20 protein-coding genes, 1 pseudogene and 1 riboswitch are annotated in these 21,288 nt (G+C 40.7%); of the genes and pseudogenes, 12 read left to right on the plus strand and 9 right to left on the minus strand.

What is annotated here, in order from left to right; genetic code table 11:
• Positions 1-3: 3 nt before the first annotated feature.
• Entirely contained in the window at positions 4-882 is an 879-nt protein-coding gene (locus tag OCV27_RS06645) for a LysR family transcriptional regulator (RefSeq protein WP_125322355.1), read from the minus strand.
• Positions 883-1,036: 154 nt separating this feature from the next.
• Between OCV27_RS06645 and OCV27_RS06650 the strand changes: the two genes are divergently transcribed.
• The 6 genes and pseudogenes from OCV27_RS06650 (at position 1,037) to OCV27_RS06675 (ending at position 8,185) form a co-directional block, all read left to right on the plus strand.
• Positions 1,037-1,453 (plus strand): RidA family protein, encoded by a 417-nt coding sequence (locus OCV27_RS06650; protein WP_125322354.1) that lies wholly within the window; start codon positions 1,037-1,039, stop codon positions 1,451-1,453.
• A 38-nt stretch (positions 1,454-1,491) separates the two neighbouring features.
• The gene (locus OCV27_RS06655) at positions 1,492-2,952 is read left to right on the plus strand and encodes an aldehyde dehydrogenase family protein (RefSeq protein ID WP_125322353.1); all 1,461 of its coding nucleotides are present in this window, start codon (positions 1,492-1,494) and stop codon (positions 2,950-2,952) included.
• A 65-nt stretch (positions 2,953-3,017) separates the two neighbouring features.
• Positions 3,018-4,007, plus strand: a complete 990-nt coding sequence (locus tag OCV27_RS06660) for a membrane dipeptidase (protein WP_125322352.1) — start codon at positions 3,018-3,020, stop codon at positions 4,005-4,007.
• A gap of 165 nt (positions 4,008-4,172) precedes the next feature.
• A pseudogene (locus tag OCV27_RS06665) lies at positions 4,173-5,684 on the plus strand (BCCT family transporter); the annotation flags it as partial.
• Between the two features lie 57 nt (positions 5,685-5,741).
• Complete coding sequence (locus OCV27_RS06670; RefSeq protein WP_125322350.1) at positions 5,742-7,451, plus strand: hypothetical protein; 1,710 nt, start codon at positions 5,742-5,744, stop codon at positions 7,449-7,451.
• A complete protein-coding gene (locus OCV27_RS06675) occupies positions 7,448-8,185 on the plus strand; it encodes a DUF3726 domain-containing protein (protein ID WP_125322349.1) in 738 nt (245 codons plus the stop codon). The genes OCV27_RS06670 and OCV27_RS06675 overlap by 4 nt, the downstream gene beginning before the upstream one ends.
• Before the next feature lie 101 nt (positions 8,186-8,286).
• On the opposite strand, the gene OCV27_RS06680 is transcribed toward OCV27_RS06675, so the two are convergent.
• From OCV27_RS06680 to OCV27_RS06695, 4 genes are all read right to left on the minus strand, one after another.
• Complete coding sequence (locus OCV27_RS06680) at positions 8,287-9,522, minus strand: hypothetical protein (RefSeq protein ID WP_125322348.1); 1,236 nt, start codon at positions 9,520-9,522, stop codon at positions 8,287-8,289.
• A gap of 124 nt (positions 9,523-9,646) precedes the next feature.
• Positions 9,647-10,111: a hypothetical protein gene (locus tag OCV27_RS06685; RefSeq protein WP_125322347.1), complete on the minus strand. Its 465-nt coding sequence runs from the start codon at positions 10,109-10,111 to the stop codon at positions 9,647-9,649.
• Between the two features lie 175 nt (positions 10,112-10,286).
• Positions 10,287-11,201 (minus strand): hypothetical protein, encoded by a 915-nt coding sequence (locus OCV27_RS06690; protein WP_125322346.1) that lies wholly within the window; start codon positions 11,199-11,201, stop codon positions 10,287-10,289.
• A 102-nt stretch (positions 11,202-11,303) separates the two neighbouring features.
• Positions 11,304-11,873: a hypothetical protein gene (locus OCV27_RS06695; protein ID WP_125322345.1), complete on the minus strand. Its 570-nt coding sequence runs from the start codon at positions 11,871-11,873 to the stop codon at positions 11,304-11,306.
• A 611-nt stretch (positions 11,874-12,484) separates the two neighbouring features.
• Here OCV27_RS06695 and OCV27_RS06700 point away from each other — a divergent pair.
• Together OCV27_RS06700 and OCV27_RS06705 are read left to right on the plus strand one after the other, a co-directional pair.
• Positions 12,485-12,739 carry a type II toxin-antitoxin system Phd/YefM family antitoxin gene (locus OCV27_RS06700; RefSeq protein ID WP_125322344.1) on the plus strand — a complete coding sequence of 85 codons (255 nt, stop codon included), beginning with the start codon at positions 12,485-12,487 and terminating at the stop codon, positions 12,737-12,739.
• On the plus strand, positions 12,732-12,998 hold the full coding sequence (locus tag OCV27_RS06705) for a Txe/YoeB family addiction module toxin (protein WP_125322343.1): 267 nt from the start codon (positions 12,732-12,734) through the stop codon (positions 12,996-12,998). The genes OCV27_RS06700 and OCV27_RS06705 overlap by 8 nt, the downstream gene beginning before the upstream one ends.
• A 213-nt stretch (positions 12,999-13,211) precedes the next feature.
• Here OCV27_RS06705 and OCV27_RS06710 read toward each other — a convergent pair whose 3' ends face one another.
• The gene (locus OCV27_RS06710; RefSeq protein WP_125322342.1) at positions 13,212-14,693 is read right to left on the minus strand and encodes a carboxypeptidase M32; all 1,482 of its coding nucleotides are present in this window, start codon (positions 14,691-14,693) and stop codon (positions 13,212-13,214) included.
• A gap of 227 nt (positions 14,694-14,920) precedes the next feature.
• On the opposite strand from OCV27_RS06710, the gene OCV27_RS06715 reads away from it, so the two are divergent.
• Positions 14,921-15,547, plus strand: coding sequence for a LysE family translocator (locus tag OCV27_RS06715; RefSeq protein WP_125322341.1), 627 nt, complete (start codon positions 14,921-14,923; stop codon positions 15,545-15,547).
• Between the two features lie 50 nt (positions 15,548-15,597).
• Here the strand turns inward: OCV27_RS06715 and pncB are convergent, their stop codons facing one another.
• On the minus strand, positions 15,598-16,839 hold the full coding sequence (gene pncB, locus OCV27_RS06720; RefSeq protein WP_125322340.1) for a nicotinate phosphoribosyltransferase: 1,242 nt from the start codon (positions 16,837-16,839) through the stop codon (positions 15,598-15,600).
• A 259-nt stretch (positions 16,840-17,098) separates the two neighbouring features.
• On the opposite strand from pncB, the gene OCV27_RS06725 reads away from it, so the two are divergent.
• Together OCV27_RS06725 and OCV27_RS06730 are read left to right on the plus strand one after the other, a co-directional pair.
• Entirely contained in the window at positions 17,099-17,812 is a 714-nt protein-coding gene (locus tag OCV27_RS06725) for an NUDIX hydrolase (protein WP_125322359.1), read from the plus strand.
• An 18-nt stretch (positions 17,813-17,830) separates the two neighbouring features.
• Positions 17,831-18,484: an isochorismatase family protein gene (locus OCV27_RS06730; RefSeq protein ID WP_125322339.1), complete on the plus strand. Its 654-nt coding sequence runs from the start codon at positions 17,831-17,833 to the stop codon at positions 18,482-18,484.
• Between the two features lie 65 nt (positions 18,485-18,549).
• On the opposite strand, the gene OCV27_RS06735 is transcribed toward OCV27_RS06730, so the two are convergent.
• The gene (locus OCV27_RS06735; protein WP_125322338.1) at positions 18,550-19,920 is read right to left on the minus strand and encodes an alanine/glycine:cation symporter family protein; all 1,371 of its coding nucleotides are present in this window, start codon (positions 19,918-19,920) and stop codon (positions 18,550-18,552) included.
• Positions 19,921-20,025: 105 nt separating this feature from the next.
• A riboswitch (glycine riboswitch) is annotated at positions 20,026-20,130 on the minus strand.
• Positions 20,131-20,526: 396 nt separating this feature from the next.
• On the opposite strand from OCV27_RS06735, the gene OCV27_RS06740 reads away from it, so the two are divergent.
• Positions 20,527-20,769 (plus strand): hypothetical protein, encoded by a 243-nt coding sequence (locus OCV27_RS06740; protein WP_125322358.1) that lies wholly within the window; start codon positions 20,527-20,529, stop codon positions 20,767-20,769.
• Between the two features lie 40 nt (positions 20,770-20,809).
• Here OCV27_RS06740 and OCV27_RS06745 read toward each other — a convergent pair whose 3' ends face one another.
• Entirely contained in the window at positions 20,810-21,148 is a 339-nt protein-coding gene (locus tag OCV27_RS06745) for a 50S ribosome-binding protein YggL (protein WP_125322337.1), read from the minus strand.
• Positions 21,149-21,288: the final 140 nt, after the last annotated feature.

Consider the following 21,288-nt stretch of genomic DNA (forward strand, 5'->3'; position numbering starts at 1 on the left):
AATTTATCTACCACTTAAATGCTTAATGCATAGTTCATGAAATGCTTGCGCTTGTGGAGACATGGTTGTGTCTTTAAGGGTGAACACCCCAATTTTTCTTTCTATTTTTGGTTCTACTAATGGTAGCCAAACGAGAGAGGTTTGCTTGGTTGGAAATGCAAGTTTAGGCAGGGTCGTTATCCCTATACCTAATTCCAGAACAGAAAAGAGTGAAGTAATATTTTCAACTGAATACAGCGCTTTCTGGCTTAACGTTCTAGCTGGGGTTGAATCAAGTAAGCTGCAGGTACCATTACGAATAAAGGGCTGTTTTTGTATGGTCTGCCAATCAACGCCTTGGTGAGTACTCGCAAGAGGATTGTCATGCTTGCATACGACCCCCACGGGATCAGACATCAATGGTGTTAAATCAATATTATGTTCATTAACACTAGAGTGATTACCTATTGCGAGATCGACCTCTCCTGATAACAACCTTGATTCAACCCCAGCAGCATTATCGTCAATCAAACTCACTTCTACATTGGGGTATTTTTGATTAAACTCACCCAATATGTTTGGAATAAGTTTTGCTGCTACAGATGGGACGCTAGCAATACTGACTCTTCCTTGTTGGCCAGCAGCAGCGGCACGTAAATCATTATCTAATGCAATATATATGTTTATAAATCGTTCAATCTTGGGTAAGCAGATTTTTCCAAAAGGAGTTAATCTTGATTTATTTCCCGGCTCGAATAACGACTGCCCAAGGATTTTTTCCAACTCTTTTATTGATGTCGATAACGCAGCTTGAGAGCGATTAGCTCGATGGGAAGCTGCACGAAAACCGCCTTCCTCGACGACCATCACAAAATGCTTTAATTGTTGTAGTTTAATACTCACGAGTTTGTCTCCAAGTGCATTGTAGTTATTGACTTAGGGATACAATGATAAGTTTTATTTATCAAGTGTAATGAATTTACCGTTAGATTTATCGAATGTCAAAGTGCAGGATTTAACCTTTGTAAAACAATGATGTAACAAAGGTTAAAGGCCCATGAATAGTAAAATACCAAAGCACCCAATCAAAACCTCGTTATTTGCATCAAAGGCACCTCTAGAGTGGGCAGTTGTTGGAGATGGCACTTTATATACCGCACAAATTCCCATTGATGCTGATGGGATTGTCGTCAGTGGTGGTATTGAAGCACAAACTCACCAAGTATTTAGTAACCTAGTTCATACCTTAGAATGTGCAGGTGAATCTCTGGATTCGGTACTCCAAGTCATGATTTATGTGACTGACCGACAGTACTTGGAGAGTGTTAATCGGATTTACGCACAATATTTTCGTGCACCATATCCAAATCGAGCCGCAGTCATAGTGTCGGGCTTGGCAAGAGAAGAAATGCATGTCGAATTTGTGGTTTATGCAGCTGCCAACCCAAACAGCCTATCAATATCGACTAAATAACCTATTTAACAGTTAAGAAATTTTCAAAGGAAATATATATGAGCTTATTTGATAAAGTTAAACCAGAGCAGTCACTCTACATTCAAGGGGAGTGGCAAGCAGGTGAAAGCACAGTATCTAATATTAACCCTTCTGATATAAGCGAAAATTTAGGGGAGTTTTCCCAAGCCAGTGAATGGCAAGTACAACAAGCTATTCAGGCGGCGAAGCAAGCTCAACCGACATGGGAAAAAACACCGATTGAACATAAGCAGTCCATTCTACAAGCGATTGGCGATGAACTTATAACTCGCTGTGATGAACTTGGCGAGATACTTTCTCGTGAAGAGGGTAAGCCGTTTGTGGAGGGGCGTGGCGAAATATATCGAGCTGGGCAGTTTTTCCAGTACTTTGCTGCTGAAGTATTACGCCAAATCGGTGATAGCGCGTTGTCTGTGCGTCCAGGAGTATCGGTTGAAGTTACGCGTGAGGCATTAGGTGTAGTGGCAATTATTTCTCCTTGGAATTTCCCCACCGCTACCGCCGCTTGGAAAATTGCACCTGCGCTAGCATTTGGTAATAGCGTGGTGTGGAAGCCTGCAAACCTAACTCCAGCGAGTGCCGTTGCATTGACTGAAATAATTCATCGTCAAGGAATGCCTGCAGGTACGTTCAACTTGGTATTAGGTACCGGATCCGAAGTTGGGAATGCTTTAATTCATTCATCTGATGTGAATGGTGTCAGCTTTACTGGATCGGTAGATACTGGGCGAAAAGTTGCAGCGGCGACAGCCTCAAACTTTGTTCGTTGTCAGTTAGAAATGGGCAGTAAGAATGCATTAGTGATTGCTGATGATGCAGATATTCAAATTGCCGTCGAAGCGACCATTGCAGGATCGTTTTCTGGGGCAGGACAGAAATGTACGGCTTCATCTCGCATTGTTGTAATGAATGATATCCACGACACCTTTGTTGAAGCACTGATTAAACGTATGAGTGAAATTAAGGTTGGTCATGCTTTGGAAGAGGGCATTTTCATGGGGCCAGTGGTCGATGGTGAGCAATTAGCAGCTAATTTAAGTTGGGTAGAAAAGGCTCGCCAAAGTGGTGCCGAGTTAGCTTTTGGTGGAGAACGCTTAGCGCTAAAGCATCAAGGATACTACATGTCTCCAACTCTATTTATCAACACTGAAAATGCTTGGGAAGTGAATCAGGAAGAAGTTTTCGCGCCAATGGCAAGCGTAATACGGGTAAAAGATTTGGAAGAAGCCATTCAGGTTACCAATGACACTCGTTTTGGGTTAACTGGAGGCATTATCACACAAAGTTTACGAACCAGCGCCATCTTTAAGCAACAGGCTCAAACAGGATGCGTGATGGTCAATCTTCCAACCGCTGGAACAGATTACCATGTTCCGTTTGGTGGACGGAAGGAGTCCAGTTTTGGTCCCCGCGAGCAAGGACAATATGCTAAGGAATTTTACACCGTTGTTAAAACCGCTTATCAGCGTCCTTACTAATTTTTCTCAAGCAGTGACAAGGCTGCTTTAAGTATGAAAATGATACAAATTATTGAGGGGTGGTTATGTACCAAGAGCGAATTATCATCGATGGACTGCAATATTGTCATTGGAACAGAGAGTATTTTCAAACTTTGCTAGCAAGCGGGATCACCGCAGTGCATGCGACGATTGCTTACCACGAGGATGCCCGCCAGACATTAACACGTTTTGCGCAGTGGAATATGCACTTTGAGCAAAACTCAGATCTGATTATGCCGGTTCTTTCAATGGCAGATGTAGAAGATGCAAAGCGGCAAGGTAAAGTTGGTATCTTTTTTGGAGCACAAAACTGTTCACCTATTGAGGATGAAATTGGTCTGATTGAGGTAATGCGACGTCAGGGTTTGCTGGTTATGCAACTCACATATAACAATCAAAGCTTACTTGCGACAGGGTGTTATGAACAAGATGATGCTGGAGTCACTCGTTTTGGTCGACAGGCCATTGAAGAAATGAACCGAGTAGGGATGATTATTGACATGTCTCACAGTGCCGAGCGTTCAACACTTGAAGCGATTGATCTCTCATCTCGCCCAATCTGTATTAGCCATGCGAACCCAAGCTTTGCCTATGATGCGCGACGCAACAAATCAAAAACTGTTATTAAAGCGCTTACTGAGCGTGGTGGCTTGATCGGCTTTAGTTTATACCCGTTTCATCTGCCTAATGGGAGTCAATGTTCGTTGGAAGATTTCTGTCAAATGGTCGCTGAAACCGCTGAATTATGTGGTGTGGAACACCTCGGTATTGGCAGTGATTTATGTCTAAATCAGCCCCAACATGTATTGGAGTGGATGCGCAATGGCCGTTGGTCAAAGCTGATGGATTATGGTGAAGGATCCTCTGCGAATGCCGGATGGCCAGATGCTCTACCTTGGTTTAGTGGTAGTCAAGGCATGGAAAATATCTACAACGGATTACTCGATTCCGGTTTTAGTACATATGAAACAGCAAAAATACTCGGTGAAAATTGGTTTTCTTTCCTAGAGCAGGGACTTGAAGCCCATTTCTAACCCAGCCCAAAAATAAAACGTAGCATTGCCTACCATTGAGTTCTTCGTTGGTAGGCATTCTACGACAACACAATTAGTAAAACTCTTTGGAGTCAGTGTATGTCTAATTTACCTCATGGCATAAGTGTTTCGGCACCTGATCAACACTATGTTACTCGCAGAACTTCTTCTCCGGACAAACTTGGGTTAAAGAACCCCGCGTTTTGGTATAGCGGTGGGTTTATTGCTTTATTTGTTTGCTTGGCGTTATACGATGATCAATTACTTACCTCAATAGTGACTACTGGTTTCGCATGGTCGGTCAAGGTCTTTGGCCCATATTGGCAACTGTTATTGCTATTAACATTTCTTATTGCCTTGGTACTCGCAGCAGGAAAAACGGGCAATGTAATTTTGGGCGGAACCAGAAAGCCTGATATGGATGCTTTTCGCTGGACAGCAATCATTTTCTGCACTTTGTTGGCTGGTGGTGGTGTCTTTTGGGCAGCAGCTGAACCTATAGCGCATTTTGTTAACCCTCCTCCCATCTATTCTGCGGAAAATAACCCTCATCAACTTGCTATTAATGCACTGTCACAATCTTTTATGCATTGGGGGTTTCTTGCTTGGTCAATCGTAGGCAGTTTGACATCGATTGTGGTCATGCACCTTCACTATGACAAAGGTTATCCACTTAAGCCACGGATTTTACTTTATCCAATTTTAGGCAAAAGAGCATTAAATGGTCATACGGGAGCGCTTATTGATGCTTGCTGTATTGTCGCTGTGGCCGCAGGCACTATTGGACCAATTGGCTTTCTCGGCTTACAGGTTAGCTATGCGTTAAATTCACTTTTTGATATTCCTGATGGGTTTGTTACGCAACTGATTATCGTTTTGTCCGCAATTACGCTTTATACCTTATCTGCATTAAGTGGGTTACATCGAGGTATGCAAATACTGAGTCGATATAACGTGATGTTAGCTATCGCCTTAATGATTTACATCTTAGTGTTTGGTCCGACTAATTTTATTTTTAATGTTTATATCCAAGGCGTTGGTACCATGATTGATACCTTTATTCCAATGGCGACTTACCGAGGTGACGAGGATTGGCTTAGTTGGTGGACGGTGTTTTTCTGGGGTTGGTTTCTTGGATATGGGCCTATGATGGCAATTTTTATTGCGAGAATTTCACGAGGAAGAAGCATTAGAAAAGTTATTGTCACCATTAGTATTATTGCACCACTAACAACTTGCTTTTGGTTCACCATAGTCGGTGGTTCAGGGTTAGCTTTCGAGATTGCACAACCTGGAAGTATTAGTAATGCGTTTGAAGGATTTAATTTGCCTGGGGCTTTACTAGCCTTGACGCAACAACTGCCTTTTCCCATGTTGGTTTCTGTCTTATTTCTAATCCTTACTACGATTTTTATTGTCACAACGGGAGACTCGATGACTTACACCATCAGCGTGGTAATCAGTGGTGATACTGAACCCAATGCTTTGGTTAGAACATTTTGGGGAGTCATGATGGGTGTAACGGCATTAATATTGATTTCATTAGGTTCAGGTGGAATCTCTGCATTGCAGTCTTTTATCGTTATTACAGCAGTACCAGTTTCGCTCATATTACTTCCTTCATTATGGAATGCCCCTCAGTTTGCATTACGTATGGCCAAAGAGCAGGGCCTATAAGGCCACGCAATTTAAAAATTACAATCTTTTCTATAACAACAAGAGGTAGTGAGTAAAATGGATGCACATGAAACTACTGATATAAATACGTCACTGCGCGATGCAGATATTGTAATGGCACCAGAAAGGCTAGGCGCTATGCACCAAAATAGAATCAGTTTCTCACGTAGTCTGATTCGTAAAATGGCACGTCAAAAATGGCAGTTAACTCACACACAGTGGCAGCTTGATCAATTAGGGTTTGGGCATGTTGTTTATCGATTAACGACAGTTGAAAACACTTATCACTTGGTAGTCTTTTGTGACCAGATCAGTGATACAGAACGAAATGATAGAGTTATTGCTGAAAAATGGGATGTGACATTCGCCCTTATTATTGGAGAGCTTGACGAACAACTTATGGCACAGTTGCGTGCTAATGTCCCATTGCAGGAAGCCGGAAGGTTCAGAAATAAAGTGCTAGTACTTGGTCGGGCGAATAAAAGTGTGCGAGTGTTTGGTCATCTTGTTGCTAAATTAGCTAAAGGTGAGCAACCTCTGCCAGATTCACTTGCAGAGGTTGGCTATGTATTACGCACAACGGCGGTATATGGCAATGGGAAATTTGGAATTGCTGACTTCAAACTACTCGAGACCAATACTGACTTTCGATATTCCTTCAGTGCTCAAATGTGTGCGGTGTACCTCTTAAGAGAATTTAGCTTAGATTGGGTCAATTATCTTGCAAAGCAGGTTGGTGGAGATAAAGCGGTAAAACTTGAAAAAGGACTAAGACGTTATTTAGGTATTGGCAATGCGACCGGTCTTGGTATGGCACCTTATCTGGTTAACCACCCTTGTATTGTGGATCAATGGATGACAGCCCGAGAAAAAGCGATATCAAGGGTTTTGTCTATGAGATGTGACATAGGCTCCCAGCCAAGATTTTGTAAACTACTTGATCAAGCAGTCAAGCACTTAAAGCAGGCAAAGACCATTAATTCAGGCCAAGCTGCGTCTAATCATCAAACGATGGCTGAACTCAGTAACATCATCCAACACCTTACAGGCAAAGTTATTCAAGAACGGCCATGGCGGGATAACCTTAAGTACTTTAATCAGTTTAGTGTCGAAACACAGGAGGTGATTCTTTCTTGTTTGATAGAAATGTATCCAACACTAGTAGATGAGTTAGAAGAGCAGATGAATGCTGAGGAGACTCTGACGATTAGTGCTCAGAGCTCCGTCGATGACTTAATTGTGCTTCTAAAAGAAAAGTATCGCTGGGCTATCGATGAAGACTATTCTTTACCAGAGAATAATTATTGGTTCTGGTACCGTTCTCAAGATAAGGAAGAGCCAAGATTAGGAGTTCGTGGTCAAGAATATGGCGAAGAGAAAGAGTTGCCACTAGATATTGGTCGCCAAGTTAATCGACTTTATATCGAGCTACGTAAATACGCTGCTAATTCTACCATCGCCCAGTTTCTATTGCATTATCCACAATATCGAACCATAGCGCGCAGAGTTTGGACAATGGCGCAAGGAGAAATGGGAGAGATTCAAGTCAATATCCTTAGGCAAGACGCATTGCCTATTCATTTACTACGTTGCAAATTGGCAATTCTCGGTGCAACTAAATTTGATCCACGTTCTGATCGTTGGGTGCGAGTCACTTTTTATCAGGGCGCTCCTCTATTTAGTGATCTTGAGTTAGCTGAAATGAATGAAAATTGGCTATTTCCACTGATGCCAAGCAGTAATCCAGCTAAGGAGCCAAAATTATGATTGTATCGCACAATGAGTTGGTTTCTACCGTGGAGAAGGCTTTTCTAGGAGCACGACGTGTATGTGGAGAAGCTGATGTTATAGCAGCGATGGTAGCGGATTTACAGATGTTTGGCCTAGATGGAATTCGCCATTTTAACAATGCGAACCAACGCAATAGTTGGGGGACGGATCGTGCTGTGACCGTTACTAACCATGATGAATGCTGTCTTAACGTTAATCTTCATTCGAGTAGTGTTGCTTGCCACTTTCCTACCGTGCTTGATTTTGCTATTGATAAAATGGCTGTCAATAAGTCTATTTCTATTACTCTTCAACGGTGTCACAACCCTTGGTTCATTCATGGTGAGTTACTTAAATTGGCTGAGAAGGGAAAAGCTTGTCGAGCTGTTTGGACTGATTATTCAGAACCCAAGCAAGTCACTTATATTTTAAATTTGGGTAAAATAGCACCAGAAATATGGTATTCACATAGCTCTAATCTCTCTACAAACCTCGGTGGTACTGTTGAAATCGAGTTGTCTACGAATGATTTTGATATACCAAGGTATACGCCAGAGTATACACGCCATATAAGTTCAGATAAGTTGCTTTTTACTAAAGAGATTGCTTGGCGAGATGGAGTTTTTGTGGAAGATGCGGAATGGGAACAACTCAAGCGACAAGCGACCTTGTACTTAGTTGAGAAAAGTGAACATTCGGCAAGGGGAGCTGGCGAGAGTGTTGTGAGCTGATCAAATTGATATGTAGAAAGTAAATTGGGTAACTATTTACCTTTAGCAAACTCAGGCTGTTACCGAGTTAAAACCAAGGTTTTTACCTTGGTTTTTATCTTCTAGACAGATGTGGTTTGATACTGAGGTGATGATTGAACCGCATACTCATGACCATCGAGTAATCCTTTTCCTTTTTTAAGCTCATTAAGTCTCGCATTAACTACGCCATCTGAGCTGGAAAAGTCTATCTTATAGCTGCCTATATATTCTTGGACATATTTTGTTGATAGCGATTTTAGTTTATCAATATAAACGACGGATTTATCAAATTCACCCTGTGATATCGCTTCTAGTTTGGGCGTGAGTAGCCGAGCAAATCTATATGGGTGGCCGACAAATCCGCTACCCATCACAAGTGCTGCGATGATAGGGGTAGTAATAACAGCGCTCTGGAACCATTCGGAAAACATTTTGTGATTATTGATCATGCTGGCGTTAGAAGTACGGTTTAACCACTCTTTTTTTGCGCGGCTGAGTGTTTTTTGTAGTAGCGAACGCTGAACAAAAAAATCGACCAGCTTAATAATGCGCTCTAAAACACTGATGACAAAACTGACGAGTGTACCTACACCAACGGCAGTAGCACCAGCAATACCTGCTACAGTGAAGGTAAAGTCTTTTATGCCACCTAGAGCGCCTGCAGCAGAGTGGCGAGCAAGAGCTTTAGAAATAATACTAGGATGACCACTTAGCAGTTCTACACCTCTTCCCTTATAAATTTGGGTGATGAGGTCTTGAGATTTCAATACAGATTTTTTTACATCTGAATATAGTGCTGAAGCACCTCTTACGTGCCCCCAGCCAGGAACTACATCCGCCAAATTACCAGCGAATTTGCTAATAAGCCAAGACCCCATTTCTGCTAGCCATTCTATCCCGTGGAGTAAATCACCATAAATGTGTTGTACTTTATCAAGCAAAGTACGGAAAAATTTTGCGAATAGCTCCTTGATGTTATTTTTCATGGCGGTGGTAACTTCAGAGACTTTATTAGCGGCTTTGGATAATTTTTTCGCCGCTTTAGTTCTCTTTAATTTTGCCATTGTTTCAGTATTACTAAGCAAGCTATCGGCAGCTTGCTTAAAATCAGAAAGAGGTTCAGTACCTACGACAAACGCACTAAAAAAATGGGCATTGGATATTGTTGCTACTTTGGTGATTTCAGTGCTGGCTAACATATACATGGCGCCCATGCGAGCATCGGCCATTTCTGCGACCTGAATGCCAGTGGCAGAATTTGAGGTTTTACCAAATATTTTATCTTTGATAAACCGCTTTAGTAGATTCATCTTCATGTCAGCCTCCAGCACAAAGTACAGTAACATTATTATGCAGATTCAGTTTGTGTATTTATCAGTAGTTTAGGTTTATATTGATTAATTTAACAGCTTGATAGCGATTTGGTTTAGCTGAGACAACTCAGAATCTAGAAAATGGTCGTATTTGAGGTTTCAGCAATGGGCTATCAGTACGCTTAGAGGGTATTTCGTCAGGATAATGGGCTAACTTTTTATTCCAGTTCTCAGCTTCTTTAACTAGGGACTCTAGCGTTATAACGATGAATTCTTTTCGGATATCCGTAGTTTTAATGGACTGATAAACAGTGATGTTTTTTGCACCTTCTAGTACACCTATTCCGATGCCATCGCGAAAGGGCTCCATTGCCTTTGAAGCAAAGTCAGAGAAAAATTCTGAGTGTATGGTGTTTGGCACTTCATTGTGAGTGGTAACCGAAAGTTTAAGTACTCGATTATCATGATCTAGGTATGCGACAAGAAGAAGCGGATCACTTTCTTGACTTTGCAGTATGCAGCTAAATTTTCCTGTAGAATCAAACTTGGCATCAATACCTAACTCTTCAAAAGTCTCTACTAATACATTCATTATTATACCCTTATATATTATATTGTTTTATATAAAAACAATGATGTACTCTTTGACAATCATTCATTATCACCGAGGTCGAACATATAGATAAACAATATCTATATCTGATAGGACTAGTGCTTTAGCTATTAGCACTAATCGTTAGGTAGTTTAGAGAGCTTTAAAGATATCTTTAAAGCATAAACTCTGCGTATTTCTCTTGTATATCGCTAAGATTCGGTTTGGTCTTAGCCATTGCTTCTACGAACTCTGGTATATCCGTATCAGGTTCGAGCTGAAGTCTATGAGCCAGTTGAATAGCGGTATAAGCGGTGTAACGCCCGCAGTTCTTTCCATCTGTCAAACCTTGGAAGTAAGTACTAAGCGCAGTGATATTAGTGCCCTTGTAATCAGTCAAGTAGAAAAGGTTTCTTTTTGGGTCAATGATGTAAGTATTTTCACCTTGAACCACTCCTAATACAGCATGCCCTGTAGGTCTACTCGGTCTTTCTGTCAATCCAATGGGTATGAGTAGTGTGTTATGGGGTGAATTAGCAACTTTAATCTCATTAATGGTGTTATCGAGGTCATTGAGAGTCGATTGCTGGCAGTCTATGATGCCTATCTTACTCTCTTGATAAAACGTTTCGCCCAATTCACCTTTGATTGCCAGAGAAATATTGGTTGGTGAGAGCATTTCGGTTTTATTCATTTCTTTACGAGCTATGGCATCTTGATTCATCAACGAGAGATCCTCATCATCAATCTCAAGATCTTCAAATTCTTCAATTGAATTCTGTCTGCTAACAAGAGAATCATTGCCTAAATTATTCTGGCTAAATCCAGCTTGCCTAATCAAATTTTCTAGAGTATTTGCCCGAGTTTCAGTGGTGCCCCCCCGTGCAAAAAAATCATAGATTGCGGTCAAAGGCCTAAGTAAGTTGCTCATTAACCCAGAATAGTTTCGGTTTACTCCTATTTCTCCATTTTCCAAGGTTGTTGCCGTATATGAACGTCCATTTAGTAGGATTGTTGTTGGTGAGTTGTTCTTCAACTCATTGCTATGTTCTGTGATGCGTCCAATAGAACTTAATGAGATTGAGTTCATAATTATTCCTACTTACATTAAATTGTTGGGTAAAGAATCGTCGCGTTATTGAGGGAAGATAAAATGCTCAGAGACTGATTCAGAATTCGGCTTTAGAGCAGATCACCACATGTATTTCGCATACTCGCGCTGAATCTTCATGAGATTAGGCCTTTGCATGGTTTCTACTAGCTGATTTAGATCTGAGTTCGGGTTATGGTCAAGCGCTTGTCCAAGTTGTATGGCGGTATTTACGGCATACCTACCGCAGTTGGTTCTATCAGAAATGTCTTGAAATCCAGTGCTCAACGCTTTGATTTTTGCACTATAATCGAAGTTATGTAATGGGTTCAACTTTGAATCTAAAACATACATATGTCCATTTTGGATAATACCGAGGACGATGTGGTCACATGTTCTGAAATGCCCTCTTTCTTTAAGTCCTAGTGGAATCAATGCGGGTATATTGGGATCTTGAGTATCTCTTATTGTTTCAAGTTTATGGCTTAGAGTATGTAAAGGTAACCAAAAACCGCTTAATATAGCCAGTCTATGATTGAATAGCTTTTGTCTTATAATGTTATTCACATCATCCATGGCCATCACGCGTGTTCTTTTTGAGTCTTCGTGGGTTTCGATAAAATCTGAAGTATCAGAAAAACATTTATTAGATCTTTTTAACACTGATTCCATAGATATGGCCTGATTAATTTTTGAACAGTTGGGCAGACTATCATCTTTTTATTGTTAATTGTATCATTAACTGGTCGTACCAGATTGAGTGGGGGTACTCTGTGAGAATAAGCGGGTTAGAACCTCGCTGTGGTTTACTAGCCTATAATCCAATATAAATAAGCCTTTTCAGTTTTGAGACTGTATCCTCGCATTCGCATATGTAGTCGAATGTCTTCTAAAAATTTGCTTGCCATCTCTTGCCTCCCATCCCTGCTTTTAGACAGTTTATTGAATTTAAGTATAAAAATGGCTTGTTTTGTCGATAAGGGTAGTTATAAGTCATTGTTAAGTAAGTGGATTATCGTTATTTTATCTTTAGATAGCATGCACTATTGAAAAGTGATAACGCGTCTGCTCGTTTTTATGTGATGCCAGAATGTGAAATATGATGTATATACTGGTTTTTTAGTGGCTTATGTTAGATTAGATGAAAGTGTACATGCCGGAAAACGAGTCGGCCGATTATTCACAATGTTAGTTGCCTTATCAATATAACATGTTCAATTTACTGTACAAGTAGAATGGTGAATACTATACTTGTTCCATTAAACGTACATGTGGAGGTTCTTATGAGAATCGTATCTTTTACTGAAGCTAGAAATAGTCTGAAAGCTATTTTGGACGGTGTAGTTAATGACGCTGATACAACCGTCATTACTCGCCGTGACTCTGAAGATGCTGTGGTTATGTCTTTAGACTATTACAATAGCCTTATGGAGACAGTTCACTTACTACGCTCTCCTCAAAATGCTGAGCACTTAAACCGTTCAATAGCACAGTATCGCGCTGGTAAAACAACAGCACGAGAGTTGATTGATGAGTAGTCAACGTTTACTGGCGTGGACTGATGACGCTTGGGATGATTACATGTATTGGCAAACTCAAGACAAGAAAACACTCAGGCGCATAAACAAACTCATTAATGATGTTAAGCGTTCTCCTTTTGAGGGCATTGGTAAACCTGAACCGTTAAAAGAGAACTTATCTGGTTTTTGGTCTCGTCGTATTGACGATACTAATAGACTCTTTTACGCAGTCGATGATCAAGCGATAACGATAATTTCGTGTCGTTACCACTACTAAAATCAGGTTCAGCGAACTGGCATCTAACACGAGACTATGGCGTCAATAGTTAATTTTTGGCGTTTAATATTGGACATACACCAGTAAAGAAAAAGATAAATTATCCACGTCATTTTGAGGTTTTCTTTGATGTATCACTGATTTTGCGTAAATGACTTTTGTCCAGAAGCGTGCCAGAAAGGTGAGTGCATGGCACCCACCTAATCAAAATTATCAGAGATAACGATTTCTCAAATGGTTTTGGAAATGTGCCGCATTGAGTGTTTCACCTGTCGCTTGTTTGACCAACTCATCTGTGGTCAACAAGCTTCCCTTGCTCCAAATGTTATCTGATAGCCAGTTAAAGATAGGAGTGAGATCACCCGATCGAATAGCAGCATCCACATCGACACTGTTTTGCATTGATGCCATAAACTGAGCGGCATACATAGCACCTAAAGTGTAGGAAGGGAAGTAACCAAATGCTCCGTCGGTCCAGTGGATATCTTGCATGCACCCATTGCGGTAGTTGCCTTCGGTTGAAAGGCCAAGATAGATTTGCATTTTATCATTCCACAATTCTGGTACATCGGTATGCTTAATCTTTCCGTTGATCAAATCACGCTCAATTTCATAGCGAAGTATCACATGAGCAGGGTAGGTGAGTTCATCGGCGTCTACGCGGATAAAATCTTTTTTCACGCGAGTGTATAACTTATGAAAGTTTTGTTGTGAGAAAAGCTCAGGATTATGCCCATCAAAATGTTTTGCGGCATAATCCGCTAAATGAGCGATGAAACTATTACTTCGGCCTATTTGCATTTCAAAAAATAGTGACTGTGATTCATGAATACCCATAGAACGAGCTTGGCCGGAAGGAAGGCCAGATAATGATTTGGGCAATCCTTGCTCGTAGCGGGCATGGCCTGTTTCATGAATAATCCCCATTAATGACTGAGCGAATTCATTCTCATCATAGCGAGTTGTGATGCGAACATCTGAAGGAATACCACCACAAAAAGGGTGCATGCTTTCGTCTAAACGCCCGTGGTTGAAGTCAAATTGAAGCATCTTCATGACTTCTAAACCTAACGCTTTTTGTTTCGCCGATGAAAACTTTCCCTCAGGAATTAGGTATTGATCACTTGACTGTTGTTCGATCACTTGGTTGATAAGATCGGGTAGCCAACTTTTTACATCGGAAAAAAGCTTATCAAGAGATGCAGAATTGGTGCCCGGCTCATAAATATCCAACATGGCGTCATAAGGTGTTGTGCCATTTGCCTCTGCTCTGATCTGTGCTTCTTCTTGAGAAAATTGAACGACTTCAGCCCAATTTTTTTCAAAGCCAGCCCAGTCATTGTCTTTTCGCTGGGTACGCCATGCATGTTCGCACTTTGAGCCGGCTAAAGACTTGGCTTGGACTAAGGTCTCTGGTAATACGTTGGCTTGTTGCCATTGGCGCTTTAGCTCTTGTAATGTTGCTTTATCTGATGATTCAAGAGGTTCATTTTCCGCTTGATTAAACCAATCTTCTAGTTGTGGCAGAGTGTGCAGATTATGGATGTGGACAGATAATTCAGCCATGGCCTTGGAACGAGCCTGGTTTCCACCACTTGGCATAACTGCCGCTTGGTCCCAGCCGCAGATAGCTGCAAGGTGATTGAAATGAGAGATCTTATGGGAGTGTTGCTTTAGTTTTTCGAATGCGCTCATTAGAGTTCTTCCTTGACTATTTATAAGGTTAAAAGTGTATCAATCTCAATCGCTGAGACCAAGTGCCCACGAGTTAATAATGCGATTAAATATCTTTTATATCTCACGTTTTGGAATCATATTCATTAACTCAAAATAAATATTAGTGTTTTCCAACAATACAATTTGATGTTAAAAAGAGTTGTGAAAAGTGAGAGTACCGTAGAAATCTTTGTTTAGGAGTCAGGATGATCGCCAATGCAGAAGCCTTTTTAATTGCCATTACCATTTTGACCTTAACGCCTGGTCTAGATACGGCATTAGTGATACGAAACGCTTCACGAGGAGGGGCTAAAGATGGGATAGCTGCCAGTCTTGGCATCTGTTTTGGTCTATTTGTGCATGCGACCTTGTCTGCTGTGGGAATCTCCGCAATTTTAGCACAATCAGCAGAGGTGTTTAGCATGGTCAAAATGATAGGTGCTGTTTACCTCATTTGGCTAGGAGTAAGCACAATCAAAGATATATACAAGGGCAAGTCTGATGCCATCGGTTGGTCAAGAGTTCAACACAAAAGCAACATAAAACGCTCGGTAAGAGAAGGCTTTTTGTCGAATGTGCTTAACCCTAAAACGGCCGTATTCTACTTGGCTTTTTTACCCCAGTTCATAAACCCCGAGGGTTCTGTAATCGGCCAAACAATGGCGATGGCAAGTATTCATTTTGTAATTGCCATGGTTTGGCAAAGTGGTTTAGCTGTGTCGCTAAGTTGTGCTAAAAACATTATCAGTAATGCCAACTTCTTGCGTAGGATGGAGGCAACAACAGGTGCGGTTTTGGTGGGGTTAGGTATTAAGTTAATGAGCGAAGACTGAATCAAGTATGACTTAGCGATTCACCTAAGGCACTTCAAACGTTTTTAGTGTTAGCTCGCTTTATCGAGTGTATTGGGAAGACCGAAATATTGCTTTAGATCTGTGAGAAATACGGGGTCCTCACACATGGCTTTTTCTGGTTCATCACTGATTTTTGCAACAGCAGCTCCGTTACATTCCGTCATCTTAATCACCATAGATAAAGGTTGATAAGTATCATGTGAGTCAGACCAATCACCCATGTCATTGGCTAGGAATGTACCTATACCAAAGCTAATCGTTGCGCGACCATTGAAGTACTCGCATATTTCGAGTGCGCGTTCAAAGTTAAGTCCATCAGTAAATATCAAAGCCTTTGACTTGGGGTCAATACCTAGTGATTGATAATGGGCCAGGATTTTATCACCCCATTTAAATGGGCAACCAGAGTCATGGCGGACACCGGCATAAGCTGTAGCGTACTCGTAAGTAAAATCTTTTAAGAATGCATCAATACCTATGGTATCTGTTAAGGCGATACCAAGCATACCGTTAAAAGCCTGATGCCAAATATCTAAGGCGATTTTTTGTGAAAGAAGAGGATCACCGAGTTGCTGGTGTGCCATAAACCATTCGTGAGCGACGGTACCTATTGGTTTTAAGTCTAATTGTTTTGCTAGGTGATAATTACTTGTGCCAGACATTAAATCGGGCACATTGTGGTGGAGGTAATGGACTAAATCATAATGTACTTTTGAACTGAAGCGGCGGCGGCTTCCCATCTCTGAAAATTGGAAGTTCTTTATCCCTTTTTTTTTCAATTCAGATCGCAAGAAGGTTATTTTGCTCTCGAGAACATGAATAAACTGTTGATATGGAATGTTGCTCCAGTGAGTTTTATTGCGTACTTCGGAAATGATACTCATCACAAGTGTTTCATAGAGAATGGTTTCATGCCAAATACCACCGATGGAAACACGTAACTGGCCACCAACTGTTGTCACTGAAATTTGCTGCTTTGGCTTGAACTTGAATTTACTAAGATAGGAAAAAAAACCATCGTCCAGATAAGAAGCTTGTTGTCTTAAGTAGCCTATTTCTTGTTTCGTAAATTGATAGCTCGCAAGCTTGTTAATTTCTCTTGCAACATCGATTTCTATATCTGAAAGGTCTTCACTTGAGCGAACGATGAGTTCGTAGCGAACTTGGGTATTAGGGTAGTACTTTCGAGCAGCGAACATCATATTGATCTTGTATACATCAAGGTCTAATGCACTTTGGATGATAGTATCTTTAAACAATGCGGCGCTCATTAAGCCATCCTAATTATGTCAGTTATATTCTCGATCTAGGGAACTTTAATCAATGCATATATAGTTTGTCAAATTTTGTTATTAACTATGGATCAATATTCCAAAGAATAATTTGTAGGTAGAATTAAAAGCTAATCTACATATCTAATCGTATGAAGATACGATTTAAATGAGGTTAATCACCAATTGTTACTTTCTTATTGACCTGCTACTTTTCAGTGGTAATGTACTTGCCAGTAAAGTACTGAGAGAATCTATGATGATTGTCACTATTGACATGATATGCCTTAGGCTCGGTGGAAAAGGATTAGAAACCTTGTTGATTAAAAGAACTAACCCTGATCGTCCACAACAAGGTTTGTGGGCGATTCCTGGCGGGTTTGTTTTCGAGCAAGATATGTCCCACGATGGAGGTCAACAGGCAGATAAAGATTTTGAGGCTGCGCGAAAACGTATTTGTCGCCAAAAAATTCATACGTACCCAAATTATATCAGCGAGCCGATGGTTGAGGGGAACCCGAAACGTGATCCTGAGGGTTGGAGTGTCACTATTGCTCACTATGCTTTGGTTAATATGGCCAATATTGAACAGATAGAGAATTGTGGACTTGATCAAGAGCAACTCAAATGGTTTCCACTAAACACAATCTTAGACGATCAAATTATGCTTGCTTTTGATCATGTTGATTTGATTAAACTGGCATGGAAAAAGTTTCGAGCAGCCGTTGAGTACACTTCTGTAGCCCTATTTACCTTGGACAAGGAGTTTTTAGTGTCAGATATTATCAATGCCTATGAAAAATTTGGTGTTGAGGTGAACAGAATGACAGTCAAACGTCGTTTAATTGATACGGGCGTTATTGTCAGTGCTAACAAAGTGGCTTCGACCAATCGAGGAAAAGGCGGAAAGCCTGCTCAAGTATTTAGTCTGGCGGAAAATAGAGTGACTTATTTTCAAACCTGTCTGCGTTAGGAATGCTAGGAGTAAGAAATGTATTTGCAAGCAGTAAAAGTTGATAAAAATAAAACAGCATCGATTGATGTCGATCCACAAAAAGGATTCAGTGACTTGTGTCCAGGTGAGCTTCCCGTGATGGGGGCTATCGATATAGTAAGTGAGTTAATAGAAAACCACAGCAAGGCTCATGTTTGCCTAGTTTCTAGAGATATGCATCCTTCGGGGGCCGCATGGGAAGCAGAAAAGCCTGAGAACATGCTTGAACCCGTTGGACTCCCAGAGGTTGATATTAAGTGGAACCCACATTGTATAGTAGGGACGTTAGGTGCTGAATTACTGCCAGGTCTACCAAAAATTCGAGATTATGATTTTCAGATAAATAAAGGTATGGATCCTGATGCACACCCTTATGGAGCTTTCTATCATGATCAGGCTGAAGCTTTGTCTACAGGTGGTATAGAGTATTTACGTTCAAAGAAGATTGAAACGGTGATTGTTGGTGGCTTGGCTTTAGACTTTTGTGTTAAGAAATCGATTGACCAACTTATTGGCGCTGGTTTTAACGTAATTTTAAACTTAGCCTCAACGCGTGCCGTATTTCCAAAAAACACAGATACATTAGCTCAAGATTTTGTTACTAAGGGAGTACGTTTGGTTCAAAGCTCTGAATATATAATCAGCGAATAACAGCTTAGTGAGCAAAGAATGCGAAGCTGAAGAGCTTCGCATTGCTGGAAGTAAAAACAAATTATTTAGGTAAGGACTTTACTTTTTGTTATTTCAGTTACTTGATTAAAATAGAGTTTCGTTTCTTCAGCAACCACATGACGCAAGGCAAGCAAGCCAATAAGGTTAGGGATTGCCATCAGTCCATTAACAATATCGGCAATAATCCAAATCATATCCAGATGCAAGAATGCACCTGATGCAACGAGTACAACAAAAATTATCTTGTAGGGCAGAACAGCTTTGGTACCTAATAGAAACACCACACAGCGCTCACCATAATAATTCCATCCAAGAATTGTTGTGAAAGCAAAGAAAATGAGTCCAGTAGAAACAAGTACAGGGCCAAGAGTCTCTGCATTCAGTCCGACAGCAAATGCATGGGTAGTCATTGCTGCTCCGGAAAAATCACTTTGCCAAGCTCCGGTTAGAATTAACGCTAATCCAGTCATGGTACAAATGATGATGGTATCAAAGAAGGTTCCAGTCATTGAAATTAGCCCCTGCCTGACACAGGAGTCTGTTTTTGCCGCCGCGGCCGCCATTGGAGCACTACCAAGACCAGACTCATTAGAGAATACACCTCTAGCAATCCCAGACTGAATGGCGAGCATGATGCTGGCTCCCAAAAAACCACCCGTTGCAGCACTAGAATTAAAAGCTGAAACCACAACAAGTTTAAGGGCGCTCATCAAGTGTTCGGCATTGATAACAATGACGCTTAGGCATGCTAATACATAAAATACAGCCATTGCAGGGACCACCTTACCTGCAACTTTAGCAATTGATTTGATGCCACCCAAAGTAACAAAAGCGACCAAAACAGTAACAATTATCGCTGAAACATTTCGTGGTACACCAAATGAAATTTCGCTCGCATCTAAAATGGCATTGACTTGTGGAAAGGTCCCAATACCAAAACAAGCAACAAGTAGAGCAAAAATAGCGAACATGATCGCAAGGAATTTTGAACCGACGCCGTACTGGAGGTAGTACATAGGCCCGCCTATCATTTGGCCATTAGCATCAACTCTGCGATATTTAACTGCTAGCAGGCATTCTGCATATTTTGTTGCCATGCCAAATAAAGCCGCAAGCCACATCCAAAATAGTGCGCCTGGACCACCTAGTTTAATTGCGGTTGCAACACCGACGATGTTACCTGTGCCAATCGTCGCGGAAAGGGCTGTACACAATGCGGCAAAACTTGACACATCTCCCTGTTTATTTGAATCATTTTTACTAAATAACATTGTTAGCGCTGTAGGGAGGTATCGAAATTGGAGCAATCCTAAACGAAAGGTAAAGTAAATACCTGTACCTACAAGTAAAATAAGTAGTGGCGGGCCCCAGACAAAGCTGTCGACAGTGTTAAGTAAAGATTGAAGGTTATTCATTATTTCCCCAAAGTGATAAAACGTTACTAAGGAGAAGAGTGAAAGGGCAGAAACAATGGGTCTACAAGTATTGTGGACAGAAAGTTATAATCGCTGCTTTATTCTTTACACTCCTCTGTCCTTTTGCCTGAAAGTTTCACTCACAGCTTATGTAGCGGCGAGTTTGCTCCTTCGGCGACCGATTAAACGGTTCTCTCCAGAGGTTCCTCCGATGACAGTCCACGCTGTATACAGCACCTGAAAGATTTACTTCTTCGGTAGGTTATTTGGCCAAAATTACATAAACTGGCTAAAAACCACTCTCCTGCCATCTTCATCGGAACGATTGTTCAAATATTGAACAAAAGTAAGTCGATACCACTGCTTGTGGTCGACGTGAGAACCATATCATGTTTATGATGCAATTCAATATTTTTATTACATCCAACAATGATTTTAAACTAATAGTTATTAACATGATAAAGTCTTTATGACTCACTATTTTGTGTGGTCATTTTGACTTCAATGTAAATTTAATATTTATAATATTCTGATAAATAATGGAATTTAAAGTTGGCAGGGAAAGTGCAGTATGTATTGGAAACAATCTTAATTACTGAGGTCATTATGCTTAATCAACCAACTCGAAATACTTTTAATACACTATTAGCTGTTTCAAATATCGGTCTAGTGATCACATTTTTAGCGCTGGTTGTGAGCGTGATAATTGCTTATCCGTATGCACATGCCTTCAGTCTAGAGGCGCAGATAGCCGCACATATCAGTACAATTATTATTGCAGCGTTTTTAAAGGTGAGTTATGTCACTCGATGTCTAGCGCAATACAATCTTGGTTTGGAAGTAAGATAAGAAAACGTGTAGCGCCTTGTTTAAGGCGCTACACTAATATTTAAAAATAGTTTGCATCGACCAACTCACCGACTCGAACTGCTTTAACATCATTGCGCTTTTCCAGCCAAGTAACGATTTCTGCTTGTTGCTGTTTGGTTACACTTTCATATCTTTGTGCATGGCATATAAAACCTTCAAAAAGCTCTAAGCCGCCGCCACCAAAACTTAGGTCTAGTGCGTCAATATAATCGATAAACTCATCAACAAAGGTGTCGTAATTTTCGAAATCTTGAATTTTTGTATCACAACTAACTTCAAATCCCAGCATTGCAAATTCACCAAGAAATAGTTTCTTTTGAATACGACGTTTTTTGTTATCTAACTTGAATGGTTTCATTATTGTACCTCGGGCAAAAAATAGTTATTTATACCTCATTTTAAGCGTCTACCCAAATCTGTAAGTTGTCTTATGCGTAAGAATTGATGTGTGTGCTGTTGTTTTGGGCGATGCCGATACATTAATGTATATAATTGGGT

It is taken from the genome of Vibrio pectenicida (assembly GCA_024347015.1).
Taxonomy (GTDB): Bacteria; Pseudomonadota; Gammaproteobacteria; order Enterobacterales; family Vibrionaceae; genus Vibrio; species Vibrio pectenicida.